23 protein-coding genes are annotated in these 24,995 nt (G+C 72.3%); 14 read left to right on the top strand and 9 right to left on the bottom strand.

What is annotated here, in order from left to right; genetic code table 11:
- The first annotated feature begins 182 nt into the window (after window positions 1-182).
- The gene (locus OG776_RS35695; RefSeq protein WP_148012844.1) at window positions 183-1,541 is read left to right on the top strand and encodes a nucleobase:cation symporter-2 family protein; all 1,359 of its coding nucleotides are present in this window, start codon (window positions 183-185) and stop codon (window positions 1,539-1,541) included.
- Here OG776_RS35695 and OG776_RS35690 read toward each other — a convergent pair.
- A complete protein-coding gene (locus OG776_RS35690) occupies window positions 1,538-2,230 on the bottom strand; it encodes a TetR/AcrR family transcriptional regulator (RefSeq protein WP_329318516.1) in 693 nt (230 codons plus the stop codon). The genes OG776_RS35695 and OG776_RS35690 overlap by 4 nt on opposite strands.
- 262 nt (window positions 2,231-2,492) lie before the next feature.
- Between OG776_RS35690 and OG776_RS35685 the strand changes: the two genes are divergently transcribed.
- Complete coding sequence (locus OG776_RS35685; protein WP_329318514.1) at window positions 2,493-2,903, top strand: hypothetical protein; 411 nt, start codon at window positions 2,493-2,495, stop codon at window positions 2,901-2,903.
- Window positions 2,904-3,363: 460 nt separating this feature from the next.
- Here the strand turns inward: OG776_RS35685 and OG776_RS35680 are convergent, their stop codons facing one another.
- Window positions 3,364-3,723, bottom strand: coding sequence for an ArsR/SmtB family transcription factor (locus OG776_RS35680; RefSeq protein WP_148012845.1), 360 nt, complete (start codon window positions 3,721-3,723; stop codon window positions 3,364-3,366).
- Between the two features lie 170 nt (window positions 3,724-3,893).
- On the opposite strand from OG776_RS35680, the gene OG776_RS35675 reads away from it, so the two are divergent.
- Entirely contained in the window at window positions 3,894-4,973 is a 1,080-nt protein-coding gene (locus OG776_RS35675) for an NADH:flavin oxidoreductase/NADH oxidase (protein ID WP_148012846.1), read from the top strand.
- Window positions 4,974-4,992: 19 nt separating this feature from the next.
- On the opposite strand, the gene OG776_RS35670 is transcribed toward OG776_RS35675, so the two are convergent.
- Both OG776_RS35670 and OG776_RS35665 read right to left on the bottom strand, forming a co-directional pair.
- Entirely contained in the window at window positions 4,993-6,108 is a 1,116-nt protein-coding gene (locus OG776_RS35670; protein ID WP_329326586.1) for a helix-turn-helix domain-containing protein, read from the bottom strand.
- 125 nt (window positions 6,109-6,233) lie between these two features.
- Entirely contained in the window at window positions 6,234-7,247 is a 1,014-nt protein-coding gene (locus OG776_RS35665) for an alpha/beta hydrolase (RefSeq protein WP_148012848.1), read from the bottom strand.
- 321 nt (window positions 7,248-7,568) lie between these two features.
- Between OG776_RS35665 and OG776_RS35660 the strand changes: the two genes are divergently transcribed.
- On the top strand, window positions 7,569-8,042 hold the full coding sequence (locus OG776_RS35660) for a carboxymuconolactone decarboxylase family protein (protein ID WP_148012849.1): 474 nt from the start codon (window positions 7,569-7,571) through the stop codon (window positions 8,040-8,042).
- A gap of 330 nt (window positions 8,043-8,372) precedes the next feature.
- The gene (locus tag OG776_RS35655) at window positions 8,373-9,137 is read left to right on the top strand and encodes an SDR family NAD(P)-dependent oxidoreductase (RefSeq protein ID WP_329323162.1); all 765 of its coding nucleotides are present in this window, start codon (window positions 8,373-8,375) and stop codon (window positions 9,135-9,137) included.
- Window positions 9,138-9,259: 122 nt separating this feature from the next.
- On the opposite strand, the gene OG776_RS35650 is transcribed toward OG776_RS35655, so the two are convergent.
- On the bottom strand, window positions 9,260-9,997 hold the full coding sequence (locus tag OG776_RS35650; RefSeq protein WP_329323161.1) for an SDR family NAD(P)-dependent oxidoreductase: 738 nt from the start codon (window positions 9,995-9,997) through the stop codon (window positions 9,260-9,262).
- Between the two features lie 167 nt (window positions 9,998-10,164).
- Here OG776_RS35650 and OG776_RS35645 point away from each other — a divergent pair, with 167 nt between their 5' ends.
- Complete coding sequence (locus tag OG776_RS35645; protein ID WP_148012852.1) at window positions 10,165-10,791, top strand: TetR/AcrR family transcriptional regulator; 627 nt, start codon at window positions 10,165-10,167, stop codon at window positions 10,789-10,791.
- A gap of 123 nt (window positions 10,792-10,914) precedes the next feature.
- On the top strand, window positions 10,915-11,397 hold the full coding sequence (locus OG776_RS35640) for a cupin domain-containing protein (protein ID WP_187285929.1): 483 nt from the start codon (window positions 10,915-10,917) through the stop codon (window positions 11,395-11,397).
- Between the two features lie 99 nt (window positions 11,398-11,496).
- On the opposite strand, the gene OG776_RS35635 is transcribed toward OG776_RS35640, so the two are convergent.
- Window positions 11,497-11,940, bottom strand: a complete 444-nt coding sequence (locus tag OG776_RS35635) for a cupin domain-containing protein (RefSeq protein ID WP_148012853.1) — start codon at window positions 11,938-11,940, stop codon at window positions 11,497-11,499.
- A gap of 174 nt (window positions 11,941-12,114) precedes the next feature.
- Between OG776_RS35635 and OG776_RS35630 the strand changes: the two genes are divergently transcribed.
- The 3 genes from OG776_RS35630 to OG776_RS35620 all read left to right on the top strand — a co-directional run bounded on the left by OG776_RS35630 (window position 12,115) and on the right by OG776_RS35620 (window position 16,122).
- Window positions 12,115-13,011: an RNA polymerase sigma-70 factor gene (locus OG776_RS35630; protein ID WP_329323160.1), complete on the top strand. Its 897-nt coding sequence runs from the start codon at window positions 12,115-12,117 to the stop codon at window positions 13,009-13,011.
- Between the two features lie 358 nt (window positions 13,012-13,369).
- Window positions 13,370-15,100, top strand: coding sequence for an L-aspartate oxidase (locus OG776_RS35625; protein WP_329323159.1), 1,731 nt, complete (start codon window positions 13,370-13,372; stop codon window positions 15,098-15,100).
- 305 nt (window positions 15,101-15,405) lie between these two features.
- Complete coding sequence (locus OG776_RS35620; RefSeq protein WP_148012856.1) at window positions 15,406-16,122, top strand: YceI family protein; 717 nt, start codon at window positions 15,406-15,408, stop codon at window positions 16,120-16,122.
- Here OG776_RS35620 and qcrB read toward each other — a convergent pair.
- The gene (qcrB, locus tag OG776_RS35615) at window positions 16,110-17,744 is read right to left on the bottom strand and encodes a cytochrome bc1 complex cytochrome b subunit (RefSeq protein ID WP_329323158.1); all 1,635 of its coding nucleotides are present in this window, start codon (window positions 17,742-17,744) and stop codon (window positions 16,110-16,112) included. The two genes, OG776_RS35620 and qcrB, sit on opposite strands and share 13 nt — an antisense overlap.
- Before the next feature lie 344 nt (window positions 17,745-18,088).
- On the opposite strand from qcrB, the gene OG776_RS35610 reads away from it, so the two are divergent.
- On the top strand, window positions 18,089-18,871 hold the full coding sequence (locus OG776_RS35610; RefSeq protein WP_148012858.1) for an RNA polymerase subunit sigma: 783 nt from the start codon (window positions 18,089-18,091) through the stop codon (window positions 18,869-18,871).
- A gap of 22 nt (window positions 18,872-18,893) precedes the next feature.
- Here the strand turns inward: OG776_RS35610 and OG776_RS35605 are convergent, their stop codons facing one another.
- A complete protein-coding gene (locus OG776_RS35605) occupies window positions 18,894-19,238 on the bottom strand; it encodes a hypothetical protein (RefSeq protein ID WP_329323157.1) in 345 nt (114 codons plus the stop codon).
- Between the two features lie 63 nt (window positions 19,239-19,301).
- A complete protein-coding gene (locus tag OG776_RS35600) occupies window positions 19,302-20,663 on the bottom strand; it encodes an NAD(P)/FAD-dependent oxidoreductase (protein ID WP_148012860.1) in 1,362 nt (453 codons plus the stop codon).
- Window positions 20,664-20,865: 202 nt separating this feature from the next.
- Between OG776_RS35600 and OG776_RS35595 the strand changes: the two genes are divergently transcribed.
- The 3 genes from OG776_RS35595 to OG776_RS35585 all read left to right on the top strand — a co-directional run bounded on the left by OG776_RS35595 (window position 20,866) and on the right by OG776_RS35585 (window position 24,949).
- Window positions 20,866-21,555: a hypothetical protein gene (locus OG776_RS35595; protein ID WP_329323155.1), complete on the top strand. Its 690-nt coding sequence runs from the start codon at window positions 20,866-20,868 to the stop codon at window positions 21,553-21,555.
- 280 nt (window positions 21,556-21,835) lie between these two features.
- Complete coding sequence (locus OG776_RS35590) at window positions 21,836-23,764, top strand: phosphatidylglycerol lysyltransferase domain-containing protein (RefSeq protein ID WP_148012862.1); 1,929 nt, start codon at window positions 21,836-21,838, stop codon at window positions 23,762-23,764.
- Between the two features lie 144 nt (window positions 23,765-23,908).
- Window positions 23,909-24,949 carry a sporulation protein gene (locus tag OG776_RS35585; RefSeq protein ID WP_148012863.1) on the top strand — a complete coding sequence of 347 codons (1,041 nt, stop codon included), beginning with the start codon at window positions 23,909-23,911 and terminating at the stop codon, window positions 24,947-24,949.
- Window positions 24,950-24,995 lie beyond the last annotated feature (46 nt).

Here is a 24,995-nt window from a genome sequence, read left to right as displayed (position 1 = left end):
GCACGGAGGGGCGGCGGACTCGCGCGGTCGGGCGCGAACGAGTCGTTCAGATTTCCGTGGGCATGACACACAGCGGCAACAGACCGGACATCAACAAACTGTTCAATCCCCCTACGGTCCCGTACCGGCCGGAGGTTCCCCGCCCTGTCCGGTCGCCCCGATCCGCCGCCTCTGGAGTGCCCATGGCAACCCCCGCGCCCGTCCATCCCGTCGACAGGGTCCCGCCCGTACGCAGTCTGGCCGCCTTCGGACTGCAGCATGTGCTCGCGATGTACGCGGGAGCCGTGGCCGTCCCGCTGATCGTGGGCGGCGCCATGAAGCTCTCGGCGGCCGATCTGGCGTATCTGATCACCGCGGACCTGCTGATCTGCGGCATCGCGACCCTCATCCAGTGCGTGGGTTTCTGGCGCTTCGGCGTGCGTCTGCCGATCATGCAGGGCTGCACCTTCGCGGCGGTGTCACCGATGGTGCTCATCGGCACGACCGGTGGCGGGCTGCCCGCGATCTACGGGTCGGTGATCGTCGCGGGGCTCGCGATCGCGCTGCTGGCACCGGTCTTCGGCAGACTGCTGCGCTTCTTCCCGCCGCTCGTCACCGGCACCGTCATCCTGATCATCGGGGTCTCGCTGCTGCCGGTCGCGGGCAACTGGGCGGCGGGCGGTGTGGGTGCGAAGGACTTCGGCGAACCGAAGAACCTGGCGCTCGCGGGCTTCGTCCTGGCCGTCGTGGTGGGCGTCCAGCGGTTCGCGCCGCCCTTCCTGAGCCGGATCGCGGTACTGATCGGCATCGCGGTGGGTCTCGCCGTGGCGGTGCCCTTCGGCTTCACGGACTTCGGCGGCGTCGGCGACGCCGACTGGCTGGGGATCAGCACGCCGTTCCACTTCGGCGCACCCGCCTTTCGCGCTTCCGCGATCGTCTCGATGCTGGTCGTGGCGCTGGTGACGATGACGGAGACGACCGGTGACCTCCTCGCGGTGGGTGAGCTGACCGGGCGCCGGGTCGAGCCGCGCGCACTGGCGGACGGACTGCGCGCCGACGGCCTCTCCACCGTGCTCGGCGGGGTCTTCAACACCTTCCCCTACACGGCGTTCGCGCAGAACGTGGGTCTGGTCGGCATGACCCGGGTCCGCAGTCGCTGGGTGGTCGCCGCGGCGGGCGGCATCCTCGTGCTGCTCGGTCTGCTGCCCAAGCTGGGCGCGGTGGTCGCGGCGGTGCCGGCGCCGGTGCTCGGCGGCGCGGGCCTGGTCATGTTCGGGACGGTGGCCGCGAGCGGACTGCGCACCCTGGCCGAGGTCGGCTTCGAGGACAACCACAACCTCACCGTCGTGGCCGTGTCGGTCGCCGTGGGCGTACTGCCGGTCGGGGTGCCGACGGTCTACGAGAAGTTCCCCGACTGGTTCCAGACGGTGATGAACAGCGGGATCAGCGCCGGCTGTCTGACGGCGATCGTCCTCAACCTGCTCTTCAACCACCTGCCGGGCAGGCCGGATTCGCGGGAGGGCGGGGCCGCCGCCCCGGAGGCACCGGCGGTCAGCGCCTAAGAGGCCTCGCGGCAGCCTTCGTCGGTGCATTCGAGGGTGGTGAGGGTCTGGTCGACTTGTTCGGTGGTGAGTGGGGGTGCGGGGAGGGGGTGGGCGCCTTGGGGGCGGAAGGCGTCGAGCATGAGGTGGAGGTGGCGTCGCCAGGCTTGGGGGGCGACGGTGCGGGTGGCTTGGATGATGCCGGCTTGGGACCAGATGACGAAGGCGATGTCCTGGGGGGTGACGTCGTCGCGGAGGACGCCTTGTCGCTGGGCGTTGTGCATGATCTGGGTGCAGAGCTGTTTGGCGCGTTCGTATCGTTCGCGGCCGGCGGCGTGTAGGGGCAGGCGGGCGGAGACGAGGCCGTTGAAGGCGCGGTCGCAGGCCTGTAGTTCGCAGAGTTTTTCCAGGTAGCGGGTGAATCCTTGCCAGGCGTCGTCCATGGCGGCGGCGTGTTCGGCGGTGGTGAGGAGTTCGGTGTATTTGGCGTCGAAGAGGGTCTCGACGAGGGCGAGGCGGGTGGGGAAGTGGCGGTAGAGGGTGCCGATGGCGACTCCGGCCTCGCGGGCGATGCCTTCGAGGGAGGCGTCGAGGCCTTGTTCGGAGAAGGCGGTGCGGGCGGCGGCCACGATGGCGTCCCTGTTGCGCTGCGCGTCGCGGCGCAGTGGTCTGGCGGGGGTGCCGCTCGCGGTGGGGGTGGGGTGGCTCATGGCTGGAGGGTAACATGAGGGTCCCCTCGAATTCCCTTTCCGGTGTGTTTCCGATCGCAATCTCACGTCTGTGACGTGGCGTGATGAGCGTCACTGCAAAGATGAGGCGTGCCTCGGGTACGGTGGCGGAGTCGAACGTGAGGCACCCCTCCGGATGACCTTGGAAGCGACCGCCCGACCCGGGATCACCGGATCGCGGTTCATATCGAAGCGGTACCCGCCCAACCGGCGAGACCGCGGCAGTTCTGCAAGGGAAATGACCATGAGCAGCATGACGAAGCGCCTCTCGATCGCACTCGCCTCCACGGCACTGGCCGGCGGAGCGCTTCTGGGAGCCGGCGGCCCGGCCTCGGCCGCCCCGGCTTCGGCACCCGTGCAGCACACCTCGTACGCGTCCCTGCAGCAGACCACGCACCGCCAGGAAGCAGCGGCCACGCCGCAGGGCGTCACCGCGGCCCGCTGGTACCAGGACCAGATCGACGAAGCCACCTCCTCCTCGCGTGTCGGCGCGGCCCGCTGGTACCAGGACCAGGTCGAGGGAGCCGTCCTGCCGCACGGCGTCAGCGCCGCCCGCTGGCACCAGGACCAGGTCGACGAAGCCACCTCCTCGTACCGCGTCACCCCCGCCCGCTGGTACCAGGACCAGGTAGCCTGGTCCCTGACCCACAACTGACACGAACCACCCCCGACACGGCCGAGCCCGCCCACCCCACGACACCCGGCACCCGGCACCCGCCCCGACGACAGCGGCCAGACCCTCACCGGCACCCGAGCCCCGTCCCACCGCTCTCGTCGCGGCCGCTCCCCCGCCGCTCCCTCGCCGCTCCCCGGAGCCGTGACGCCCCGCCGGACCGGGCAGGTCCGCTTCCGCGCCAGGACAGCAACCCTCGCGTGAACACCGTGAACACCGTGAACACCGTGAACACCGTGAACACCGTGAACACCGTGAACACCGTGAACACCGTGAACACCGCCCCAGGGTCATCGACCGCCTGGGCCGGACCGGGGACCGCCGTCATCACACAGATGTCCGATCAGGCTCACGGCGACGTACGACCCGTACACACGGCCGGGGCCGCTGCCCGGTCGCTTTCGCGGGCGCCCCGGATCCACCCGGGCGGACGGGCGGGAGCTCAGTCGTCGCCCCGCTCGGACTCCTGGCGGGCCGCCGCTGCGAGGACGGAGCCGAGGAGTCCCGGGAACAGCGTGTCGAGGTCGCCCGTGCGCAGCCCGTTCATCTTGGCCGTGCCGCGATAGACCTGCCGGATCACCCCGCTCTCCCGGAGCACCCGGAAGTGGTGCGTGGTGGTGGACTTGGTGACGGGCAGGTCGAAGTGCGAACAGGACAGCTCGTCGCCGTCGGCGGCGAGCTCCCGCACGATCCGCAGCCGCATCGGGTCGGACAGCGCGTGCAGCACGCCTTCCAGGCGGATCTCCGCGCGGGTGGGGTGCGCGAGAGCCCGGCTGCTGCCGGCGGGGGCGGCGGTCGTCACAGCGGCTCCAGTCCTCGAGGCGGGGTCACGTCCGGCGTCGTCTCCGGGGAGTTCCCACGATCGGTCCTACGGATCCTCATTGTACGAGATCTCTCGTAGTTTGACACTTGCCGTACTACGAAGGTTATCGTAATACCGAGATCCCGGTCCCGCGACGAATGGAGTCCGCCGTGAGCGCGCTGTTCGAGCCCGTCACCCTGCGCGATCTGACCATCCCCAACCGGGTGTGGATGCCCCCGATGTGCCAGTACTCGGCCGCGCCGGAAGGACCGGGGACGGGCGCGCCGAACGACTGGCACTTCGCCCACTACGGAGCGCGCGCCACCGGCGGTACGGGTCTGATCGTCGTCGAGGCCACCGCCGTCTCCCCCGAGGGCCGGATCACTCCGTACGACCTCGGCATCTGGAACGACACGCAGGTGCAGGCGTTCCGGCGTATCACGGACTTCCTGCGCGGCCAGGGCACCGTGCCCGGCATCCAGCTCGCGCACGCCGGACGCAAGGCGTCGACCGACCGCCCCTGGACGGGCGGCGCGCCGGTCGGCGCGGACGCGTACGGCTGGCAGCCGCTGGCTCCGAGCGCGCTGGCCTTCGACGAGCGCCACCCGGTGCCCTCGGAACTGGGCGTGGACCGGATACGGGAGATCGTCGGCCAGTTCGCGGACGCGGCCCGGCGGGCTCTGGAGGCCGGGTTCGAGGTCGTGGAGATCCATGGCGCGCACGGCTATCTCGTCAACGAGTTCCTCTCCCCGCACTCCAACCGGCGCACGGACGAGTACGGCGGCTCCTTCGAGAACCGCGTCCGCTTCGCCCTCGAAGTCGTGGACGCCGTCCGCGAGGTCTGGCCCGAGGAGAAGCCGCTCTTCTTCCGCGTCTCCGCCACGGACTGGCTGGAGGAGGGAGGCTGGAGCGCGGACGACACGGTCCGCCTGGCCGCGCGGCTGCGCGAGCACGGCGTGGACCTGCTGGACGTGTCGACGGGCGGAAACGCCTCGGGGGTGGACATTCCGGTGGGGCCCGGCTATCAGGTCCCCTTCGCCGCACGGGTGCGGGCGGAGACCGGTCTGCCCGTCGCCGCCGTCGGTCTGATCACCGGGGTCGAACAGGCCGAGAAGATCGTCGCCAACGGCGAGGCCGACGCGGTGCTGCTGGGCCGGGAACTGCTGCGCAACCCGTCGTTCGCCCGGCTCGCAGGGCGTGAACTCGGCTCGGACGTCCATGTGCCCGAGCAGTACCTCCGCTCCGTCTGATCGGGGGCCGCCGCCCCGGTCAGGGGGCGGGACGCCGGATGCTCCGCCGGGCTGGTCCCGGGCGCGTGTCCGTCGCCTTCCGCGGGGATCCGTCCCCGCGGGCTCCGGTGACCGGGAAGGACGCCGGATTCCGGTGCAGTCGCCACAGAAGCAGGGCCAGTTGGAGCCGGAGTCGGCCGTGCGGCTCGTGCACCGGCCAGTCCAGCCAGTGTTCCGCCTGGGCGACGCGGTCCTGGAGCGTCGAGTGGTGGACGTTCAGCTCGGCGGCCGCGGACCGCAGACTCGTCCCGAAGGCGACCGCGTGCAGCGTGCTCGCGGCCCAGGGAGCCGACGCGACGGCGCGCTCCAGGGCGCGGACGTCGGGCACGGGACGGTCTGCCGGACCGGCCGACTCGGCGAGCAGGACGAGTCCGCCGAGCTCGTCCGCGTACACCGTGCGCGGGCCCGGGTCCTGATCGGTACCCCCCGCGGTGAAGCGCAGGGCGGTACGGGCGGCGGCGTACGAGGCCGGGAGCTCCGGCACCGGCACCGTGGGGCCGACGCCCGCGCGCCGGCCGTCGGCATCGGGCGCGCGGGCTCCGGCGGCGGGCCCCGCCTCGACGCGGGGCCCGTCCTCCGCGGTCACCACCACCCGGGCCGCGGTCACGTCCCGCAGGCCGAGCCGGACGGCCGCCTGATGCCGGGCGTGATCCGTCGCGGAGGCGTCCAGCAGGACTTCCAGCGAGGCGGGATCGGCGAGACCGCCGGCCACACGCGCGCGGCCGCGGGTGCGGTCGAGGACGACCCGGGCGGCGGCCGCGGCGCGCTCCAGGACCATCGCGTGCACCCCGTCGCAGGGCCCCGGTCGCTCCAGCCAGAGGGCCGCGGAACCGCCGGGCACCAGAGGGGCGGACGGCCAGGCCGGATCGAGGGGTCCGTCGTCGTCGCGGCGCAGCCCGTCGGCCTCGACCCGGACCCGGACCCCGCGCTCCTCGTCGACCAGGCCCGCCGGACAGCCGGCCAGCACGGCCGCTCCCCGCACCAGGGACTCCAGCCCGGCACGGCCCTCGATCAGCCGGTCGAAGTAGGAGATCACCCGGAGCGCGGCGCCCGCGTCGGGGTCGAGAGCCGCGAGTCTGCCTGCCAGTTCCTTCACCGTTCGTCACCTCGCACGGGCGTCACCGATCGCGGGCCTGGCCACCGACCGGACCGGGGCGGCCCGACCGGGGCGGCCGGGCCGGTGTCGGGCTTCCGCGCTGTCAGAACTCCCGCCCCGTCCCGTCAGTTCCCGAGGAGGCGGCGCAGCCACCGCAGGCGGGCCGCCTTGGTGTCCTGGGACAGGGCGGCCTGTGGCGCCATCTGGTCGTAACCGTGGAAACCGCCGGGCCAGACGTGCAGTTCGGCGCGACCGCCCGCCTGCCAGATCCGGGTGGCGTACGTGACGGCCTCGTCGCGGAAGGTCTCGGCGGACCCGACGTCGATGAACGCCGGAGGCAGCCCGGAGAGGTCCTCCGCCCGCGCCGGGGCGGCGTACGGGGAGACGTCCGGACCGCCCCGGGCGTCGCCGAGCAGGGCCGTCCAGCCGGTGTCGTTCGCGGTGCGGTCCCACACGCCCACCCCGGCCATCTGGTGGCTGGAAGGGGTGTCGTTGCGGTCGTCGAGCATCGGGCAGAGCAGCACCTGGCCCAGCAGCGCGGGGCCGCCCCGGTCCCGGGCGAGCAGGGCGACGGCCGCGGCCAGTCCCCCACCGGCGCTGCCGCCGGCGACGATGATCCGGCCCGGGTCGCAGCCCAGCTCCGCGGCGTGCGCGGCCGTCCACAGCAGCCCCGCGTAGCAGTCCTCCACGGGCGCCGGGTGCGGGTTCTCGGGAGCGAGGCGGTACTCGACGGAGACCACCGCCGCGCCCAGTTCCCGCGCCCAGTCGAGGATCTCCACGACACCGGAGCGCCTGTCGCCGACCACCATCCCGCCACCGTGCGTGTGGTACACGACCGGCACCGCGGCCCCGGTCGTGCTGGGCCGGCAGACGAGCAGGGAGATGTCCGGGGCGCCCGGCGGCCCGGGAACCGTACGGTCCTCGACCTCGAAGGCGCCGTCCGCCGTCAGGTCCGGTTCCGCCGCCTCGAACGCCGCCATGCCCTCGCGCAGCGCCGGGATCATCTCCGGGTGCAGGGCCGGCGGCATCTGCTCGGCGATGACTTCGAGGGCGGCGGCGAGTTCGGGGTCGAACGGCGGGGGCGGTCCCACCCGGAAGGTCTTGGTCCCGGTGGACGGTACGGAAGGTTCGGCGGCCATCGGCTCTCCCTGTGTCACGGTCACGCCCCTGTGACCCCTGCCGTCATGGTGCCCCCGGCGGGCCGTGCCGGGGGAGCGCCATACGGCGGAGAACTCCCGCCGGACGGCGGGGTGCCGCGCGGACGGCCCACCGGTCCTGGCCATCGCGACGCCCGGCTCCCCCACCACGGCGCCCGGCTCCATGACCACCGCACCGATCGGCGCGGTCACCGCGCCGGACCGCCCGAGATCCAGGTCACCCCGGCGCGCTGTCACACATCGCCCCACCTGCCCGGTCATAGGTACGTATCACCACCATCGACGATCGAACAGGAGATCACCGTGGAAGCACGTCTCAACTACTTCGGCCACCCCCTCGCGGGAAAGGTGCTGAAGCACATCAACACCGCCGGCAAGGTGGCTTCGGACACGGAACTGCCGCACACGGTCCAGGAACTGGTGAAGATCCGCGCGAGCCAGATCAACGGCTGCGGCTTCTGCACCGACATGCACACCAAGGACGCGGCGGCGGCCGGCGAGACCGCGCAGCGGCTCCATCTGGTCGCGGCCTGGCGTGAGGCCACGGTCTTCACGGACGCCGAGCGCGCCGCGCTCGAACTGGCCGAGCAGGCCACCCGCATCGCCGACGCCGCGGGCGGTGTGACCGACGAGGCGTGGGCCGAGGCCGTGAAGTACTACGACGAGGACCAGCTCGTCGCCCTGATCTCCCTCATCGCCATCATCAACGCCTACAACCGCGTCAACGTGATCATCCAGCAGCCCGCCGGGAGCTACCAGCCCGGCCAGTTCGGCTGATCGACGCCCGGCCCCCGCCCGGACCGGTCCGTCCCCACGCCGCCCCGACCCACGGCGCGGAGGCGGACCACCGGCGTCCTCCGCGCGGGCGGACGCCTCCGCCCCGCCGACGCACGGCGCGCGCCCGGGGCCCGCGGATCTCCGACGGGTGACGCCCACCCGAGCCGCCGTCCGAGGGACCCTCCTTCGGACCTCCGGCCCGCCGTCCCCCCGCGGGTCGCAGGCCTCCGCCCGTCGCACTCCCGCGGCCGTCGCCTGCCCGGGGACGTCGCGTCCCGACGCACGTCACATGCCCACGCACGTCGCACGCACTTCGACAAGGGGAAACCCATGCCCAGCTCAACCGCCCATCGATTCAATGACCTTGTCGCGATCGTCACCGGAGCGGGGTCGGGCATCGGCCGCGCCACCGCGATCGCCCTCGCGGAGTCGGGGGCACAAGTCCTCGGTGTGGGGCGCCGGAAGGACGCCCTGGCGGAGACGGCCCACGCCCACGCCGGTATCGCGGTCCTGCCGATCGACATCCGCGAGGCGGACGCCGCCGACACGGTGGTGGCCGCCGCGGTGGAGCGCTGGGGCCGGATCGACGTACTGGTGAACAACGCGGGTTCCACAGCCGTGATGCCTCTCGCGGAGAGCGACCGGTCGGTCATCACCGGCCTGTTCGACCTCAATGTGACGGCGCCGAGCATGCTCGCCCACGCGGCGCTGCCCCACCTGCGGGCGTCCTCGGGTTCCATCGTCAACGTCTCCAGCACCTACGGGCACCGCCCCCTGGCCGGCGGAGCCCACTACGCCGCCACCAAGGCCGCGCTGGAACAGCTGACGCGGAGCTGGGCCCTGGAGCTCGCCTCCGAGGGAGTACGGGTCAACGCGGTCGCCCCCGGACCCACGAGGACGGACGTCCTGGTCGCGGCCGGCCTCTCCCCGGACGCCATCGACGAACTGCGCGCCCACGAACGCGAGCGCATCCCGACCGGCCGGCTCGGCGAGGCGGCGGACGTCGCGGAGTGGATCCTGCGCGTCGCCGACCCCCTGAACACGCAGCTGACCGGTCAGGTGCTCACGATCGACGGCGGACTCGAACTCGTCTGAACCGCCGCGTCACGGCCGTGCCCGACGGCACTCCCCCGGCCGGGGGTGCGGCCCGGTCCCGGACCGCCGGGCAACCTGTGCGGTCCGGGGCCGGCTCCGCGGTGCCGGGCGTGCGACCGGGCTCAGCGGGCCTGGTCGGTGGGCCGGATCAGGATCTCGTTGACGGCGACGTGCTCGGGCTGGGAGAGCGCGTACAGCACGGCGCCGGCCACGTCCTCGGCCCGGAGCGTCCGCATGGACTCGGCCATGGACTTCGCCATGGCCTGGATGCCGGGGTCGGTGATGTGGCTGGTCAGTTCGGTGGCCACGAACCCGGGTTCCACCACGACGACGCGCACGCCCTGTTCGGTGACCTCCTGGCGCAGGGCCTCCGAGAAGGCGTTGACACCGAACTTGGTCGCCGCGTACACCCCGCTCGCGGCCGACGAGGTGCGCCCCGACGTGGAGGAGATCTGCACGACGGCCCCCTTGCTCCGCAGCAGGTGCGGCAGGGCGGAGTGGACCGCGTACATGGACCCGAGCAGGTTGGTCTCGACCATGCGGGTCCACTCCGTGGTGTCCGCGCCCAGGATCGGTCCGCTGAGCATCACGCCCGCGTTGTTCACCAGGGCGTCGAGGGCGCCGAAGCGCTCGACGGTGGCCTCGACCGCGTCGCGCACCGACCGCGGTTCGGTGACGTCCAGGTCGAGGGCGAGCAGCTCGCCGGGGGCGTCGTCGGCGAGCGAGCGCACCCGGTCGGCCCGCCGGGCACCGGCCGCGACCCGGGCACCCGCCTTCGACAGGGCGATCGCGACGGCCCGTCCGATGCCCGACGACGCGCCGGTGACGAGGACGACTCTGCCTTCCAGAGTGGTGTTCACAGGTTTCTCCCAAGAGGTTCGTGGTTCAAGCAGGGGGACCCGCCGGGCCCTCGGGGCAGCCGGAAACAGGCGGGCCAGAAGATGACCGCCGGGTCATGTTGACCGTAGCAGCTAACCTGACCCCGCGGTCACGTTGGTGGTAAGGTCGTCGTCGTGAGGAGGCGCACATGACGGGTACGACGGCCGCCACCGCCGGCCAGCGGGCCGACATGGTGCGTAATCGCGGTCTGTTGCTGGAGGCCGCACGAGCGGCGTTCGCGGAGCACGGGGTCGACGTCCCGATCGGTGAGATCGCCCAGCGCGCCGGTCTCGCCAAGGGCACGGTGTTCCGGCACTTCGCCTCCAAGGAGGAGTTGCTCGCCGCCATCACGCTCCAACTGCTCGACCGGCTCATCCGATCGGCGCGGCGACTGCTCACGGCCGACGACGCGGACTCGGCACTACGGGAGTTCATGACCGACGGGGTCGAACTGCTCGCCGCCGACCGGGCGTTCTGCGAGGTGATCGGGCGCCCCTCCCTGCAGCACTCCGGGGTGCGGGACACCATCGGCGTCCTCTGCGAGGCGGCCGAGGCGCTGACCGCCCGGGCGCGCGAACAGGGCGCCGTCCGGGGCGACATCACGGGGACGGACGTCGTCCTGCTGCTCGGCGGCATCCATCAGACCGCCGCGCCCCTGCTGGCCACCCGGCCGCAGGCGTGGCGGCGCTACCTGGAGCTGGCCCTCGACGGCCTGCGGGCCACCGGGGCAGGACCCCTGCCGGAGCGGCCGCCCGACCGGCCGCGGCTCGGCTGAACCGGCCCGCCCGGGCCCGCGCCGACATCACCCAGGTGTCACACACGCCGGTCCCGTCCGGTCGTTCCGGTGGACGCAGCGCAGTGGACGCGGCGCAATCGACACGGGAAGGGGACGATCGACATGTCGTACCCGAAGCAGGTGTACACGGGGACCGACGGAGAGGTCAGCGCGGACTTCCGGCCGGCGGACACCCCGCCGGACGTGGGCACGGCGGGCGGTGACGCCATCCACTATCTGGCGACCACGAACACGACGCGCGGGGAGTTCGGGCTCTACCGGGTCGAGATGCGTCCGCACGCGGGCGGCCCGAAGACCCACTTCCACAAGACCATCTCGGAGTCCTTCTTCATCCTCCACGGCACGGTCCGCCTCTTCGACGGCGCACAGTGGGTCGACGCCCGGCAGGGCGACTTCCTCCATGTGCCGCAGGGCGGACTGCACGCGTTCCGCAACGACTCGGACGCACCGGCCGACATGCTGCTCCTCTTCACCCCCGGGGCCCCGCGCGAGGAGTACTTCGAGAAGCTGTCACAGCTCGCGGACGCGACCGACGAGGAGCGCACCGCCTTCCTCCTCGAGCACGACTCGTACTTCGTGGACTGAGGGCTGTCCGGGCGGCGCGGCGGAACGCCGGACCGCCCGGGGAGGCGCCGGACCGTCCGGAGGGACCGGATGCCGGCCCGGCGCGGAGGACCAGGACGCTCAGCCCCCGGGGCGCGGCGCCCGCAGGTGGGCCCGCCGGGCCAGTTCGTCCTCGTCGACCAGCGTGAGCATCGGCGTGCCCGGCGCGCAGAGCATGGTCACCACGAAGCGGCAGGGCGCGTCCGTACGGGCGTTTCCGTCCTGGTAGTGGATGACGTCGCCGCCCGGCTCCCAGAACGTCTCACCGGCCTTCACGACGCGTTCCGGTTCGCCTTCGAGCTCGAAACGCACCTCGCCCTCGATGACGTAGCCGAAGGCCGGGCCCGTGTGCCGGTGCGGAGGGGTTCCCGGGTCTCCGGGCGGCCACTGGACGAGGATCGTCATCCCGGAGGCACCCTCGGGGATGTGAGGAGGTTCGGCCTCCTGCAGGACCGTCACCGCCGTCCTCCACGCCCCGTAACCCGGCGTGTCCGGCGCTCCGCCCGACGAGTCGTTGTCCGGCACCCGCGACTCCCTCCGTGATGGTCCGCGGCGGCGGCGTCCGCCGCTGATCAAGCGTGCACGGGTCCCCTCGGGAGCACAACACGAGGCCCGGCTGTCAACGCGGGACGCCGGCCGCCGCCATGCGTCCCGCGGTGACAGCCGGTAACATCGAGGACCCAGACCTGAAGGAGTTCCATGTCCGCCGGGGATGACGCAGACGCCCTCGATCAGGCAACGAGGGATTTCGTCGCGGCCCGTCCCCAGCTCTTCGGCATCGCCTACCGCGTGCTCGGCAGCGCGACGGAGGCCGAGGACATCGTGCAGGAGACCTGGCTGCGCTGGCAGAAGACGGACCGCACCGGCATCCACGAACCCGCGGCGTTCCTCGCCACGATCACCGCCCGGCTGGCGATCAATCTGGCCCAGTCCGCCCGGGTGCGGCGCGAGACGTACATCGGGCCCTGGCTGCCCGAGCCCGTCGACACCAGTGTGGACCCCCAGTTGGGCGCGGAACGGGCCGAGGCCCTCGACATGGCCGTCCTCTTCCTGCTGGAGAAGCTCAACCCGGTCGAGCGGGCCGCGTACGTCCTGCGGGAGGCCTTCGCCTACCCGTACGGGCAGATCGCGGACATCCTGGAGACCAGCGAGGCCAACACGCGTCAGCTGGTCAGCCGGGCCCGCAAACACCTCGCCGCGGAGCGGAGGGAGCCCGTCACCCCCGCCGCCCACCGCAGACTGCTGGAGGTCTTCCTCGTCGCGGCCAAGACGGGCAGTCTGTCCGCCCTGGAGGACGTGCTCAGCGCCGACGTCGTCAGCTATTCGGACGGCGGAGGCATCCGCGGCGCGTCCAGGATCCCGGTCGTCGGGCGCCCGCACGTCAGCAAGTACCTCGTCGCCTTCGCCCCGCGCTTCTGGCCCCCGACGGAGGTGCGCTGGGTCGAGGCCAACGGAGGCCCCGCCGTCCTCGTCTCGGTCGACGGCAACCCCGTGGCCCTGCTCTCCGTGGACGTCTCGGAGCGCGGCATCGAACGCATCATGTGGGTCATGAACCCCGCCAAACTGAAGCCGTACGCCGCCTCGCTGAGCGCCTGAGACCTCCTTCGGCACGGTCCGTGTCACCGTCCTCCGGCGAGAGCCGGGCCACCGCATGCCGGGGCGGGGAGGCGACCGTCGCCCTCGGCCGGGACCCGGGGGACGTCGGCCATCCTGTGCGTCGGCCTCGTGGTGAGGTGGCCCGGTGTGGACCGCGCGGCCGCCCGCCCCGCTCCTGGCCAGGGCCGACGCGCTCCGCCCCTGCGCGAGCCGACCCGCGGGGCGACACCGACAACGGTCACGCTGTCGTCGTAGCCGGGGCGGTGCGGCTCAGCCGACCGGTCCCCGGTCCCCCGGTGTCACAAACCCCCGGACGACCCGGTCGTAGTGATGACAACCCACGCGATCGGAGCAAACCGTGGTCATCACCGAACGACGTCTCTCCACCGGGGTGCTGGTGATCGGCACCGGGGGTGCCGGGCTGCGCGCGGCCATCGAACTGGCCGAGGCCGGCGTCGACGTCCTCGCGGTCGGCAAACGCCCCAAGGACGACGCCCACACGGCACTCGCCGCGGGAGGCATCAACGCGGCGCTGTCCACCATGGATCCCGAGGACAGCTGGCAGCAGCACGCGGCGGACACCCTCAAGGAGAGCTATCTCCTCGCCGACCCCCGGACGACGCAGATCGTCACCCAGGGCGCCGCACGCGGGATCGACGACCTGGAACGCTACGGCATGGCCTTCGCCCGGGAGGAGGACGGCCGGATCAGCCAACGCTTCTTCGGCGCCCACAAGTTCCGGCGGACCGCCTTCGCCGGCGACTACACCGGCCTGGAGATCCAGCGCACCCTCGTCGGACGCGCCGCGCAGCTCGGCATCCCGGTGCTCGACGGTGTCTACATCACCCGGCTCCTGGTCCACGACGGCGCCGTCTTCGGCGCCTACGGCTTCGACCTCACCGACGGGACGCGCTACCTCATCCACGCCGACGCGGTGATCCTCGCCGCGGGCGGCCACACCCGTATCTGGCGGCGCACGTCGTCACGGCGCGACGAGAACACCGGCGACTCCTTCCGCCTGGCGGTGGAGGCGGGCGCGCGGCTGCGCGACCCCGAGCTGGTCCAGTTCCATCCCTCCGGGATCATCGAGCCGGAGAACGCGGCCGGAACCCTGGTCAGCGAGGCGGCCCGGGGCGAGGGCGGGATCCTGCGCAACGCGCTCGGCGAGCGGTTCATGTCCCGCTACGACCCCGCCCGGATGGAACTGTCCACCCGCGACCGGGTCGCCCTGGCCTCCTACACGGAGATCAAGGAGGGTCGGGGGACCCCCAACGGCGGCGTGTGGCTGGACGTCTCCCATCTGCCACGTCAGACGATCATGACGCGCCTCCCCCGCGTGTACCAGACGCTGCTGGAACTGCAGATGCTGGACATCACCCGCGATCCGATCGAGATCGCGCCGACCGCGCACTACTCGATGGGCGGGGTGTGGGTGCGCCCCGAGGACCACAGCACCGACGTCCGTGGCCTGTACGCCATCGGTGAGGCGTCGAGCGGGCTGCACGGCGCCAACCGCCTGGGCGGCAACAGCCTCATCGAGCTGCTGGTCTTCGGCCGCATCACGGGACAGGCGGCCGCCGCCTACTCACGGTCGCTCACCTCGCACACGCGGTCCGCGTCGGCGACCGCGCGGGCCCGCGCCGAGATCGACGATCTCCTCGCCGCCGACGGCCCGGAGAACGTCCGTGCCCTGCAGCGCGCCCTCCGCAACACCATGACCGAGCACGCCGGAGTCGTCCGGAACGAGGAGGGCCTGCGCGCCGGACTCGCGGAGCTGTCGGAGATCGAAAGGAGGATGGAGAAGGTCGGTGTGCACCCGGACATCGCCGGTTTCCAGGACCTCGCGCACGCCTTCGATCTGCTGTCCGCCGCCCTGGCGGCCCGCGCCACCCTCGAAGCGGCGCTGGAACGCCGTGAGTCACGTGGTTGCCACAACCGCAGCGACTACCCGGACCTCGATCCCGCGCTGCGGGTCAACCTCGTGTGGTCGCCGGCGACCGGCATCACCCACGAGAGCATCCCGCCCGTCCCGGACGAGATCGCCTCCCTGATGGAGGAGGTCTCGACCGAAGGAAAACTCGCCGAATGACGCCGAACGGTCCCCCGCCGAGCCGTGGGGCAGCGCCGCTCAGGTGAGCGGGTGCCCGGTGACGACCGGGCACCCGCGCTGTCCCGGTGCCCGGGAGGTGACCGGGACGGAGCCCGAGGCGAGCGCTGCCGCGACCCGGCGCGCCGCACGGGCGGCGCACCGGTGGTGACCACCGCGGGCCCCTGCCGGCACGGCAGGGGCCCGTCGTCGCGACGGCCCCCACCGACTCGGGCGCGGCCCGCGCGCCGGCCCGCTTTCCGCAATCGTCCCCCTACGAGATCCACGCCCGGAAGAATCGCCTCGCCATGTTCCACTCCAAGGAAGCCACCGTCCCCCCTCCCGCTCCCCACGAGGAGCCGGCCGGCCTCTACCTCGTCGATCCGGTCCGCAGCACGATCGGGTTCGCCTCCCGGCGCGCCACGACCGCCGACGTCCGCGGGACCTTCACCGCGTTCGAGGGGCTCCTCCGGTTCGACGCATCCCGGGCCGCCCCGTCCGAGGTCCACCTCAGTGTGCAGACGGGGAGTGCGGACACGGGCTCACCGGAGCGCGACGCGCAGATCACCGGCCCCGGGTTCCTGGACTCGGCGACGTTTCCCCTCATGAGCTTCCGTTCCACCGCCGTCGTCGACACGGGTGCCGGCCGGCTCCGCGTCGCGGGACGCCTCCGGATCAAGGACGTCGAACTCCCCGTCCACCTCGACCTGGAGCTGCGCGCGGCGGGCCGGGACGCTCACGGACGCGAACGGGTCGGCTGCGCGGGCACGCTCGACGTGCCACGCACCTGCCTGGGTCCGGGGTCAGGTCCGGATTCGGGTTCAGGTCCGGGTCCGGGTCCTGTCCCTGGCCGGGGGTCCGGTCCGGCTCTCGTTCCCGGCGCCGGTGAAGGTCTCGCGCCCGCCACCGGCGCCGGTCCCGACGGGTGTTCCGTGCGGGGACCGGACGGGGTTCCGACCGGCGACGGGATCACGCTGCACGTCGAGCTCTGTGCCGTACGGACGGGGCCGGTTCAGTCCCGGTGATCACCGGTGAGCGCCCGGTACTCCCGTGCCGTCGGCTTGGTGATCTGCGCGCCCTCTCCGTAGAAGCGCCTGCTGAGCCGGGCGCGCAGGCGCCGGACCGGGCTCGGCGCGGCGCCCGGGTCTCCCCCGCCGGCCGGGCCGCCCGGACCGCCCGGACCGATCGGCCGGTACTGCTCGTGCTGCGTGAGCACGTACAGACGCTCCCGGCTCAGCGGCTCGTGCACCTCGACGAACTCACCGTCCGGCAGGCGCCGGATCGTGCCGGTCTCGCGCCCGTGCAGAACGTCGTCGCGGTCGGCGCGCTGCAGACCGAGCGCCCACCGGCGCGCCACCGAGTGGACGGCTGGCGGCACCACGAACAGCGCGACGCGTACCGCCCAGGTCACCGACTCGACCCCGACGTGCAGCCGTACGGCGATGATGTCGTTCGCGGCTCCGACCAGGGCCACCAGATAGAAGGCGATCCAGGCCGCGCCCAGGCCCGTCCGCACCGGACGGTTCCGCGGCCGGTCCAGGACATGCTGGTCGCGGTGGTCGCCCGTCACCCATGCCTCGATGAACGGATACACGCCCATCGCGAGGAAGAGACCGGCTCCCACCAGCAGGGGGATCAGGTTGTCCAGGGCCAGTGTGTGGCCCCAGAAGTGGGGCTCCCAGCCCGGCATGACCCGCAGGAGTCCGTCCGCCACGCCCATGTACCAGTCGGGTTGGGAGCCCGCCGAGACCTGGTCGGCGCGGTGGGGCCCGTACTGCCAGACGGGGTTGATCTGCGCGACCGCGGCGACGACGACGAGGCCGCCGGCGACCAGGAGGAAGAGTCCCGCGGACTTCACGGCGCGCACCTTGGCCGGCAGACCCACGACGTTCCGGTTGTCACGCCCCGGACCCGGGTACTGCGTGTGCCGGTGACGGAGCGCCAGCACCACGTGCGCCACGACCAGACCGGCCATCAGGGCCGGAATCACCAGTACGTGAAGGGTGTTGAAACGCGCCACCAGGTCGTCGCCCGGGAACTCACCGCCGAAAAGGAACATCGAGACGTACGTCCCGACGATCGGAAGGGAGAGAAGGGTGCCGTTCACGACCGCGAGGCCCGTTCCGGACAAGAGGTCGTCCGGCAGGTCGTATCCGGTCAGGCCCGCGAACATTCCAAGGACCAACAGCAGGAAACCGAATACCCAGTTGAGTTCGCGGGGCTTTCGGAACGCGCCGGTGAAGAACACGCGCATCATATGGACGAGCATCGCGGCGACGAAGACCAGCGCCGCCCAGTGGTGGACCTGCCGGATGAGCAGACCGCCCCGTACCTCGAAGGAGATGTGCAGGGTCGAGTCGAACGCCTCCGACACTCTCTGTCCCCGCAGAGGGACGTAACTGCCCTGGTACGTCACCTCCTTCATCGACGGATGGAAGAACAGCGTGAGATACACGCCGGTGACGACGATGACGACCAGGCTGTAGAGGCATATCTCGCCCAGCAGGAACGACCAGTGGTCGGGGAACGCCCTGCGCGCTCCGTTTCTCCACCGGCTCCGCGTACCGAGGCGTCCGGAGGCCCAGTCGGCGATTCTCTCCCCCGCGGGACCTCGCCGCACAGGCTGTTCCTGACTCCCGCCGTTCATGCCTCTACCACCGTCCGCACCTCGCTCGGGACATTCGTTCTCGCCGCAGGAACCCGGCCTGCGCGCACCCCTATGACCGGGCCGGAACCGTGGATGTGACACGTATGGGCCCTGATGTCACAAAAGCCGTGGCCGCCCGGTCTGAAAGGGTGAGCCGGGAAATGAGAAAGGGCGCTTCTTTCCGCCGCAACCCGGCGGCAGTCGACGACATCACCGTCCGGGCACGGGCGTTCACGCACCGGCCCGTCACCTCGGGCCCGCCACACCGCCCGAGGCCCGTGGAATCCCGAGGAGACCGCTGTCCGCGACCGTGTGACACGGCCGCCCGTGAGGGAGAATGCCGTATGGACCGTGCTGGTGCGGTGCCGCTCGCGGAGTTGCTGGACGAGCGGCGGTACCTGCTGGACGTGGCCTGCTGGATGCTCGGCAGCGCCGGCGCGGCGGAACGCGTGGTCGACGAGACGTACCGCCGGTGGTACGGACTGCCCGACGCGGCGCGCGGGCGCATCCAGGTGCCCCGGTCCTGGCTGGCGAGGACCGCGGGCGGCCTCTGCCTCGGCCGGCTCACCGGACCCGGCGGGGTGGACGACGCCGCCGGCCCCGCGATGCCGGGCGGTCCGCCCGGGAGCGCCGGACGTACGGCGGCCACGCTGCTCGCCGGCCCGCCGCCTCCCCGCGTGCGCGGACCTCGCCCTGTCCCGGCCTCGGCCCACCGGCACGACGTCCTCGCGCGCGCGGTCCGTGAGGCCTGCGCGGCGCAGGACGGCGAACGGCTCGTCTCCCTGCTCGCCCCGGACGCCACGGCGCTCTTCGACGGCGGCGGCAAGGTCCGCGCGCTGGCACGGCCCGTGCACGGCAGCCGGCAGGTCGCGGCGAGCCTGCTGACCCTGCTGGCCCTCCGTCCGCGCACCACCCTGACCGCCCATTCGGTCAACGGCCGCACCGGTCTCGTCGCGCGCTACGACCATCAGGTCGCCGCCGTCATCAGCCTCACGGTCACCGGCCGGCGCATCACCGGGATCTCGATCGTGCTCAACCCCGACAAGCTCCGTCCCTGGAACCCCCCGCCCGTCCCGCACGGCGCGCGGCCGGCGGGCCCCGTACCGGAGGGCGACGACCGGGGCTGACCGGTCGTCGCCCGGACGGGTCTCAGGCCGACGCGCCGACGACCAGCACGACGCTGACCACGGCCATCACCGCGGTGATGAGGGCCATCGCGGCCAGCGTTCCCCGCAGCCACCGCCCGAAGCGGGCCCGGTGCCGCCGCTCCACCTCGCCGATGGTGTCGGCGATGTGCTCGGTCACCAGACGGGCGAGGTGCCGCTGCTCCTCGACGTACCACTCCTCGATGTCGGCCCGCTGCCGCCGGGTCAGGCCGGGCACGCGCGCCGTGAAGTCCGCCGCACGCCGGTGCGCCGCTCCCAGACAGGACTCCCGGCGGAGGAAGTCCTCGATGTCGGCCAGGCCCCGTGCGGCCTCCTCATTCGTGTCCACGATGCCCTCCAGAGGGGTGGAAGCCTTCCTGCCGCCGGGCGCGGCCTGGGCGTTCCGGTCGGTTCACGGGGCCCCGTGTCCCGTCTCCGCACCGGCGCTCCCTCCGGAGCGCCGTGGCCCGCCAGCCGCGAGGAACGCGTCCCGGGGATGCTGGACCGAGGCCAGGGAGACCAGGTCGCGGCCGAACAGCGCGGCGGTGAGCCAGACGGCGAGCACGCGGACCTTCCGCTCCCAGGTGGGCACGGCCAGGACGTGGTATCCGCGGTGCATCAGCCAGGCCGGCAGCCCCTTGACGACGATGCCCTTGTACTGGAATATCCCGCGCCCCAGCCCCAGGGTCGCCACCACTCCCAGACTGCTGTGCCGGTACTCCCGGACCCTGCCTCCGCGCAGGTCGGCCACGATGTTCTTCGCGAGCCGCCTGCCCTGCCGCACGGCGTTCTGGGCGTTCGGGACCGTGTGCGCCCCCGGTACGGGCGAGGCCAGGTCCGGTACGGCCGCGTCGTCCCCGGCCGCCCACACGTCCGGGACGGGCTCGGCGGGGGTACCCACCCGCAGGTCCGCGCGGACCACGACCAGTCCCCGCTCGTCGACCGGCAGATCGGTGTGGTTGTGCACGACCGGGTTCGAGGCGTTGCCGGCGGTCCAGACGATCAGCGCCGAGTCGAACTCCTCACCGCTGGACAGCACGACGTGCCCGCCCTCGACGGAGACGAGCTGGGTGTTCAGGTGCACGTGCGCGCCGCGGCGTTCGAGGTCGCGCACGACCCAGGCGCCGGGACCGTCCCCCACCTCGGGCAGAATGCGCCCACGGGCCTCGACCAGGTGGAACGAGAGCTCCTCGAAGGAGAGTTCCGGATACGACCTGAGCATCGCGGTCGCCAGCGACAGCAGTTCGCCGAAGCCCTCGACCCCGGAGAACCCCCCGCCCACGAACGTCACGGTGAGCAGCTTCCGCCGCTCGGCGCCGGGCGGTGACGACGCCGCCTGGTCGAAGGCGGTCATCAGCCGGTCACGGATGGCCACGGCCTCCTCGACGTGCTTGAGGCCGATGGCCTGCTGCGCCAGACCGGGCACGGGGAAGGTGCGGGTCACCGCCCCTGCGGTGACCACGAGGGTGTCGTAGCGGAGTTCCTGGTGGGTCCCGTCGGCGGACCGGACGGTGACCACCCGGTCGGCGTTGCTGATCGCCGTCACGCTCCCGGCGATCAGCCGGGTGCCGCGCAGATGACGGCGCAACGACACGGCCGCGTGCCGCGCCTCGACCGAGCCGGCCGTCACCTCGGGAAGGAACGGCTGGTACGTCATGTAGGGGCGCGGGTCGACGACCGTCACCCGCGCCTCACCCGTACGCAGGGCCTTCTCGAGGCCCCACGCGGTGTAGAAGCCCGCGTAGCCGCCTCCGACGATCACAATCTCGCGCATGATTCCCTCTGTCCGTTGTTCGACACCGGAATAGACCGGGTGGGACGAGGTGGTGTGACACGGGCGGCAGCGGAAACACGACGAGGGCGCGTGGTGGTCCGGGCGCCCGCGGGACGCCCGGCGGCGGACGCAAACCCTACATACTGTAGGGTTTGTGCCCTCATGAGTTCGTCATGAGCCTCATACGTCTCGGGGGACCCCTGTGAAGGAACGTGACGCCGATCGGGCGGCGCCGGGTGACGACACCTTCGAGCGGGTCCTGGACCGGGCTCTGCACTCCCCCGAGATCATGGCAGCGATGGAGCGCGCCGACGCCGCGGACACGCGCGAACACCTGCGCCGCGAGGCACTGGAGGCACGCGTCCCCCTCTCCCGGACCGCCGCCGCCGAGTACGCCCACTACCTCGGCCTGCGGACACCCGCCGGCCGCTCGCCGCACACGAGCGGCCCCGAAGGCCCCGCGCGGGCCGTCGTGCACGCGGAGGAGGGCTCCGTCTCCGTGTCCACCCTCCTGCTGCCCAGCCTCGGCGTCGTCGCCACCGGCGTCTACGTCCTGAGCGGGTTCGATCTGCACGCCCTGGACGTGCGCCCGCATCTGAACGACGGGCTGATCATGGTGGTGGTGATCCTCGCCGCCGTGACGGCGGGGGCCGCTCTGGGCGACCTGCTCTGGTCGATGGCGACCCGCCGCCGCCCCGCCCCGCAGGACCGCGAACCCGGCGGCGCCGAGGCGCGACAGGCCTGCCTCGACTGGCAACTGGCTCTTCTGGAACGGGGCTTGATCCCCTTCCTGCTCGGCCGGCTGGAGGGACCGGAGCCGGTTCGGGCCGCCGGGAGGGAACCGTCGAGCCGTTCCGAGGGGTCTTTCACACCGGGCGGCCCGAAGAACTAGCCACCCCGGCGCGGCCGATGGTCGGCCTGTCGCTCACACCTCGATTCTCACCACTCTCTTACCCCTGGCTCACCGCGCCGACCAGGCACTTCGGTCGTACGGGGGCCGCCGGCACCCGCGTGCCGGAATCTTCCGCGCCGCTTCTCACCGAGCACACAACTCGCCTTTCCTCACGGGATGTAGGGTTTGCCCGCTCTGCGGTTCCCAGGAAGCGCACAGGTTCGTCCGGCCCGTCCCCACGGCTCTCCTTCCACCCCTCTCCCCAAGGTGATGCTGCACCGTGTCTGCACAACAGCCAGCGCTCGTCCCCGGACAGCGGAACTCGACGTCGCGGCGGACCGCTCCCGCCGACGGGCCCGCCGACGGCGCACGTCCACGCCTGCGGCCGCGGGCGGCCGCCGCCACCGTCTGGTACCTGCGCCTCCTCGCACTGCTCAACCTGGTGGCGGTCGTCTCGCTGCCGTTCCGCGAGGAGGTCCACGAGCACAACGCGGGTGAGTTCTTCACGCCCTACCTGGCCACCGCGGGCCTGGTCTCGGCGGCCCTGGCGCTCTTCCTGGCCCTGGTGATGAGGCGCCGCAAACGAGCCGCGTGGATCTTCAACATGCTGCTGGCGGGACCCCTGTTCGCCCTGTACGTACTTGCCCTGACCCAGGCCCCGTTCCGGCGGCACGCGTTCAACTGGTTCTCGACGCTGTTCACCGGCCTGTTCGTGCTCGCGCTGCTGCTCGGCCGCAAGGAGTTCCGGGCCGTCGGGGACCGGTCCAACCCCCGGCTGGCGCTGGCCGTCGGCGCGGGCGGCGTCCTCGTGAGCGGGGTCCTCGGGACACTGCTGGTGAGCGCCACCAACAAGGTGTCGGGAGCTCCGCTGAGCGACCGGATCGCGTACACGCTGCTGCGCGGGGTCAGCGTCGGCCCGCTCGCCGACCGCCTCGACTCCGTCGTCGCGCCGCGGTGGGCGGACGTCCTCGTGAACGTCATGGTCGCCGCCACCTTCCTGCTCGTCCTCTACGCGTGCTTCCGCGCCCCGCGCGGCAGTGAACTCCTCGGCGAGGACGACGAGAAGCGTCTGCGCGCGCTCCTGGCCAAGCACGGCGAACGCGACTCGCTCGGCTACTTCGCGCTGCGCCGCGACAAGGCCGTCATGTGGTCGCCGACCGGCAAGGCGGCGATCGCCTACCGCGTGGTCGGCGGGGTGACGCTGGCCTCGGGCGACCCGATCGGCGACCCGGAGGCCTGGCCCGGCGCGATCGAGGAGTGGCTCCGTGAGGCGCGCCGGCACGCGTGGACCCCGGCCGTGATGGGCGCGAGCGAGGAGGCGGGCACCATCTACGCCCGGCACGGTCTCGACGCCCTCGAACTGGGTGACGAAGCCATCGTGGAAAGGGCGGACTTCACCCTCGAAGGACGTGCGATGCGCGGGGTGCGCCAGGCGCACAAGCGGATCCGCCGAGCCGGGTACACGGTCCGTGTCCGCCGCCACGCCGACATTCCCGAGGCGGAGATGGCGACCCTGATCGACAAGGCGGACCACTGGCGGGACGGCGAGACCGAACGCGGCTTCTCCATGGCGCTGGGACGGCTCGGCGACCCGTGCGACGGCCGCTGCGTCATGCTGGAGTGCCACGACAGTGATGCCGAGCCGCGGGCCGTGCTGAGCTTCGTGCCCTGGGGCGGGACCGGGCTCTCGCTCGACCTGATGCGCCGTGACCGGAACTCCGAGAACGGGCTGATGGAGTTCATGGTCATCGAACTCCTGCTGCGGGCGCAGGAGTTCGGGGTGCAGCGGCTGTCGCTGAATTTCGCGATGTTCCGGTCGGTGTTCGACCGGGGCACCAGGCTCGGTGCCGGGCCGGTGCTGCGGCTGTGGTGCAGGGTGCTGATCTTCCTCTCCCGCTGGTGGCAGCTCGAGTCCCTGTACCGCGCCAACGCCAAGTACCGGCCCGTCTGGGAGCCCCGCTACCTGCTGTTCGAGAAGAGCAGTGACCTGCCCCGCATCGGTATCGCAACAGCCCGCGCGGAAGGCTTCCTCACCCCGCCCGCGCTGCCCGTCCCGGGCCGCCGGGGCCGCCTCCGCGCGTCGTCGGGCTCGGCCCCCGGCTCGGCGACGTCCGGCTGTTCGCCGACGCCGGGTCCGTCGACGGCCGCTTCGTCCCCCGGTTCGCCGTCACCCGATACGCAGTCACCCGGTTCGCCGTCCTCCGGATGAGCCGGGTGTCGTGAAGGCTGCGTCCGTCCGGGTGACCTGGGAACTTCTCTGCCCGCACCCGCAGTTCTGATCAGACCGGCCCGGCGCGTGGGCGCCGGGCCGGTCCGGAACGACGAGTGCGATCAGTGAAGGAGCCACAGCGGCATGGTGTTCAAGAAGCTGCTCGGGGCGATGGGCGCGGGCGGCCCCTCGGTGGACACGGTTCTCGACGGCGGCGCGGTGGCCCCCGGCGGGATCCTGTCAGGACAGGTCCATCTCCAGGGCGGTGGCACGGACGTGGAGATCGAGCACATCGGGCTCGATCTGATCGCCCGCGTCGAGGCGGAGCACGAGGACGGGGAGAGCGAAGGCGCCGCCGTCTTCGACCGGTTCACCGTCGGCGGCGGTTTCCGGCTCGCCGCGGAGGAGCGGCGCAGCGTCCCGTTCCGGGTGGCGCTGCCCTGGGAGACGCCGGTCACCGAGCTGTACGGGCAGCCGCTGGGCATCGTGCTCGGGGTGCGGACCGAGCTCGCCGTGGCGGGCGCCCGGGACAAGGGGGACCTCGATCCGCTCACGGTACGGCCGTTGCCCGTCCAGGAGGCGGTGCTGGAGGCACTGGGACAACTGGGCTTCGGCTTCCGGTCGGCCGACCTCGAGTACGGCCACATCGGGGGCACGGGCCAGCAGTTGCCCTTCTACCAGGAGATCGAGCTGACCCCGGCGCCGCAGTACGCGCACGCGGTGAACGAGATCGAGCTGACCTTCCTCGCCACTCCCGCCGGCATGGAGGTCGTCCTGGAGGCGGACAAGCGCGGTGGCCTGTTCGGGTCGGGACACGACGCACTCACCCGATTCACGGTGAGCCATCAGGACGCCTTCGCGCTCGACTGGAACACCGAAGTCGACGGCTGGATCAAGGAGTTGGTCGGGCACCGGGCGTCGTACGGCTCACATGCCTCGTACGGCCACGGCGACCCGTACGCGGCCGGGAGCGGGTACGGCCATGGGGGCGCGGACGGCTACGGGCACACGGCCGGTCACGACGGGCACGAAGGCCGGCACTCCGGACCCGGCATGGGGACCGCGATCGCGGCGGGCGCCGCGGGACTCGCGGTAGGGGTGGTGGGCGGCCTCGTGGCGGCCGAAGTCGTCGACGAGGTGGGCGACTTCTTCGAGGGCGACGAGGAGGACGGCGGGGAGGACTGAGTCCTGGGCGGTGTCGCTGCCGGGTGGCCCTCGCGCCGGCCCGGCA

The sequence above is a fragment of the Streptomyces sp. NBC_01689 genome, from assembly GCF_036250675.1.
Classification (GTDB): Bacteria; Actinomycetota; Actinomycetes; order Streptomycetales; family Streptomycetaceae; genus Streptomyces.
This window is presented reverse-complemented; position numbering and strand designations above follow the sequence as displayed.

What these genes read in the sequence shown, in the direction of transcription:
- OG776_RS35585 (WP_148012863.1), top strand. Translation starts at nt 23,909, where the DNA reads ATGGTGTTCAAGAAGCTGCTCGGGGCGATGGGCGCGGGCGGCCCCTCG.
- qcrB (WP_329323158.1), bottom strand. Translation starts at nt 17,744, where the DNA reads ATGAACGGCGGGAGTCAGGAACAGCCTGTGCGGCGAGGTCCCGCGGGG.
- OG776_RS35665 (WP_148012848.1), bottom strand. Translation starts at nt 7,247, where the DNA reads ATGGCCGCCGAACCTTCCGTACCGTCCACCGGGACCAAGACCTTCCGG.
- OG776_RS35690 (WP_329318516.1), bottom strand. Translation starts at nt 2,230, where the DNA reads ATGAGCCACCCCACCCCCACCGCGAGCGGCACCCCCGCCAGACCACTG.
- OG776_RS35620 (WP_148012856.1), top strand. Translation starts at nt 15,406, where the DNA reads ATGTTCCACTCCAAGGAAGCCACCGTCCCCCCTCCCGCTCCCCACGAG.
- OG776_RS35655 (WP_329323162.1), top strand. Translation starts at nt 8,373, where the DNA reads ATGCCCAGCTCAACCGCCCATCGATTCAATGACCTTGTCGCGATCGTC.
- OG776_RS35640 (WP_187285929.1), top strand. Translation starts at nt 10,915, where the DNA reads ATGTCGTACCCGAAGCAGGTGTACACGGGGACCGACGGAGAGGTCAGC.
- OG776_RS35695 (WP_148012844.1), top strand. Translation starts at nt 183, where the DNA reads ATGGCAACCCCCGCGCCCGTCCATCCCGTCGACAGGGTCCCGCCCGTA.
- OG776_RS35630 (WP_329323160.1), top strand. Translation starts at nt 12,115, where the DNA reads ATGTCCGCCGGGGATGACGCAGACGCCCTCGATCAGGCAACGAGGGAT.
- OG776_RS35600 (WP_148012860.1), bottom strand. Translation starts at nt 20,663, where the DNA reads ATGCGCGAGATTGTGATCGTCGGAGGCGGCTACGCGGGCTTCTACACC.
- OG776_RS35645 (WP_148012852.1), top strand. Translation starts at nt 10,165, where the DNA reads ATGACGGGTACGACGGCCGCCACCGCCGGCCAGCGGGCCGACATGGTG.
- OG776_RS35610 (WP_148012858.1), top strand. Translation starts at nt 18,089, where the DNA reads ATGGACCGTGCTGGTGCGGTGCCGCTCGCGGAGTTGCTGGACGAGCGG.
- OG776_RS35685 (WP_329318514.1), top strand. Translation starts at nt 2,493, where the DNA reads ATGAGCAGCATGACGAAGCGCCTCTCGATCGCACTCGCCTCCACGGCA.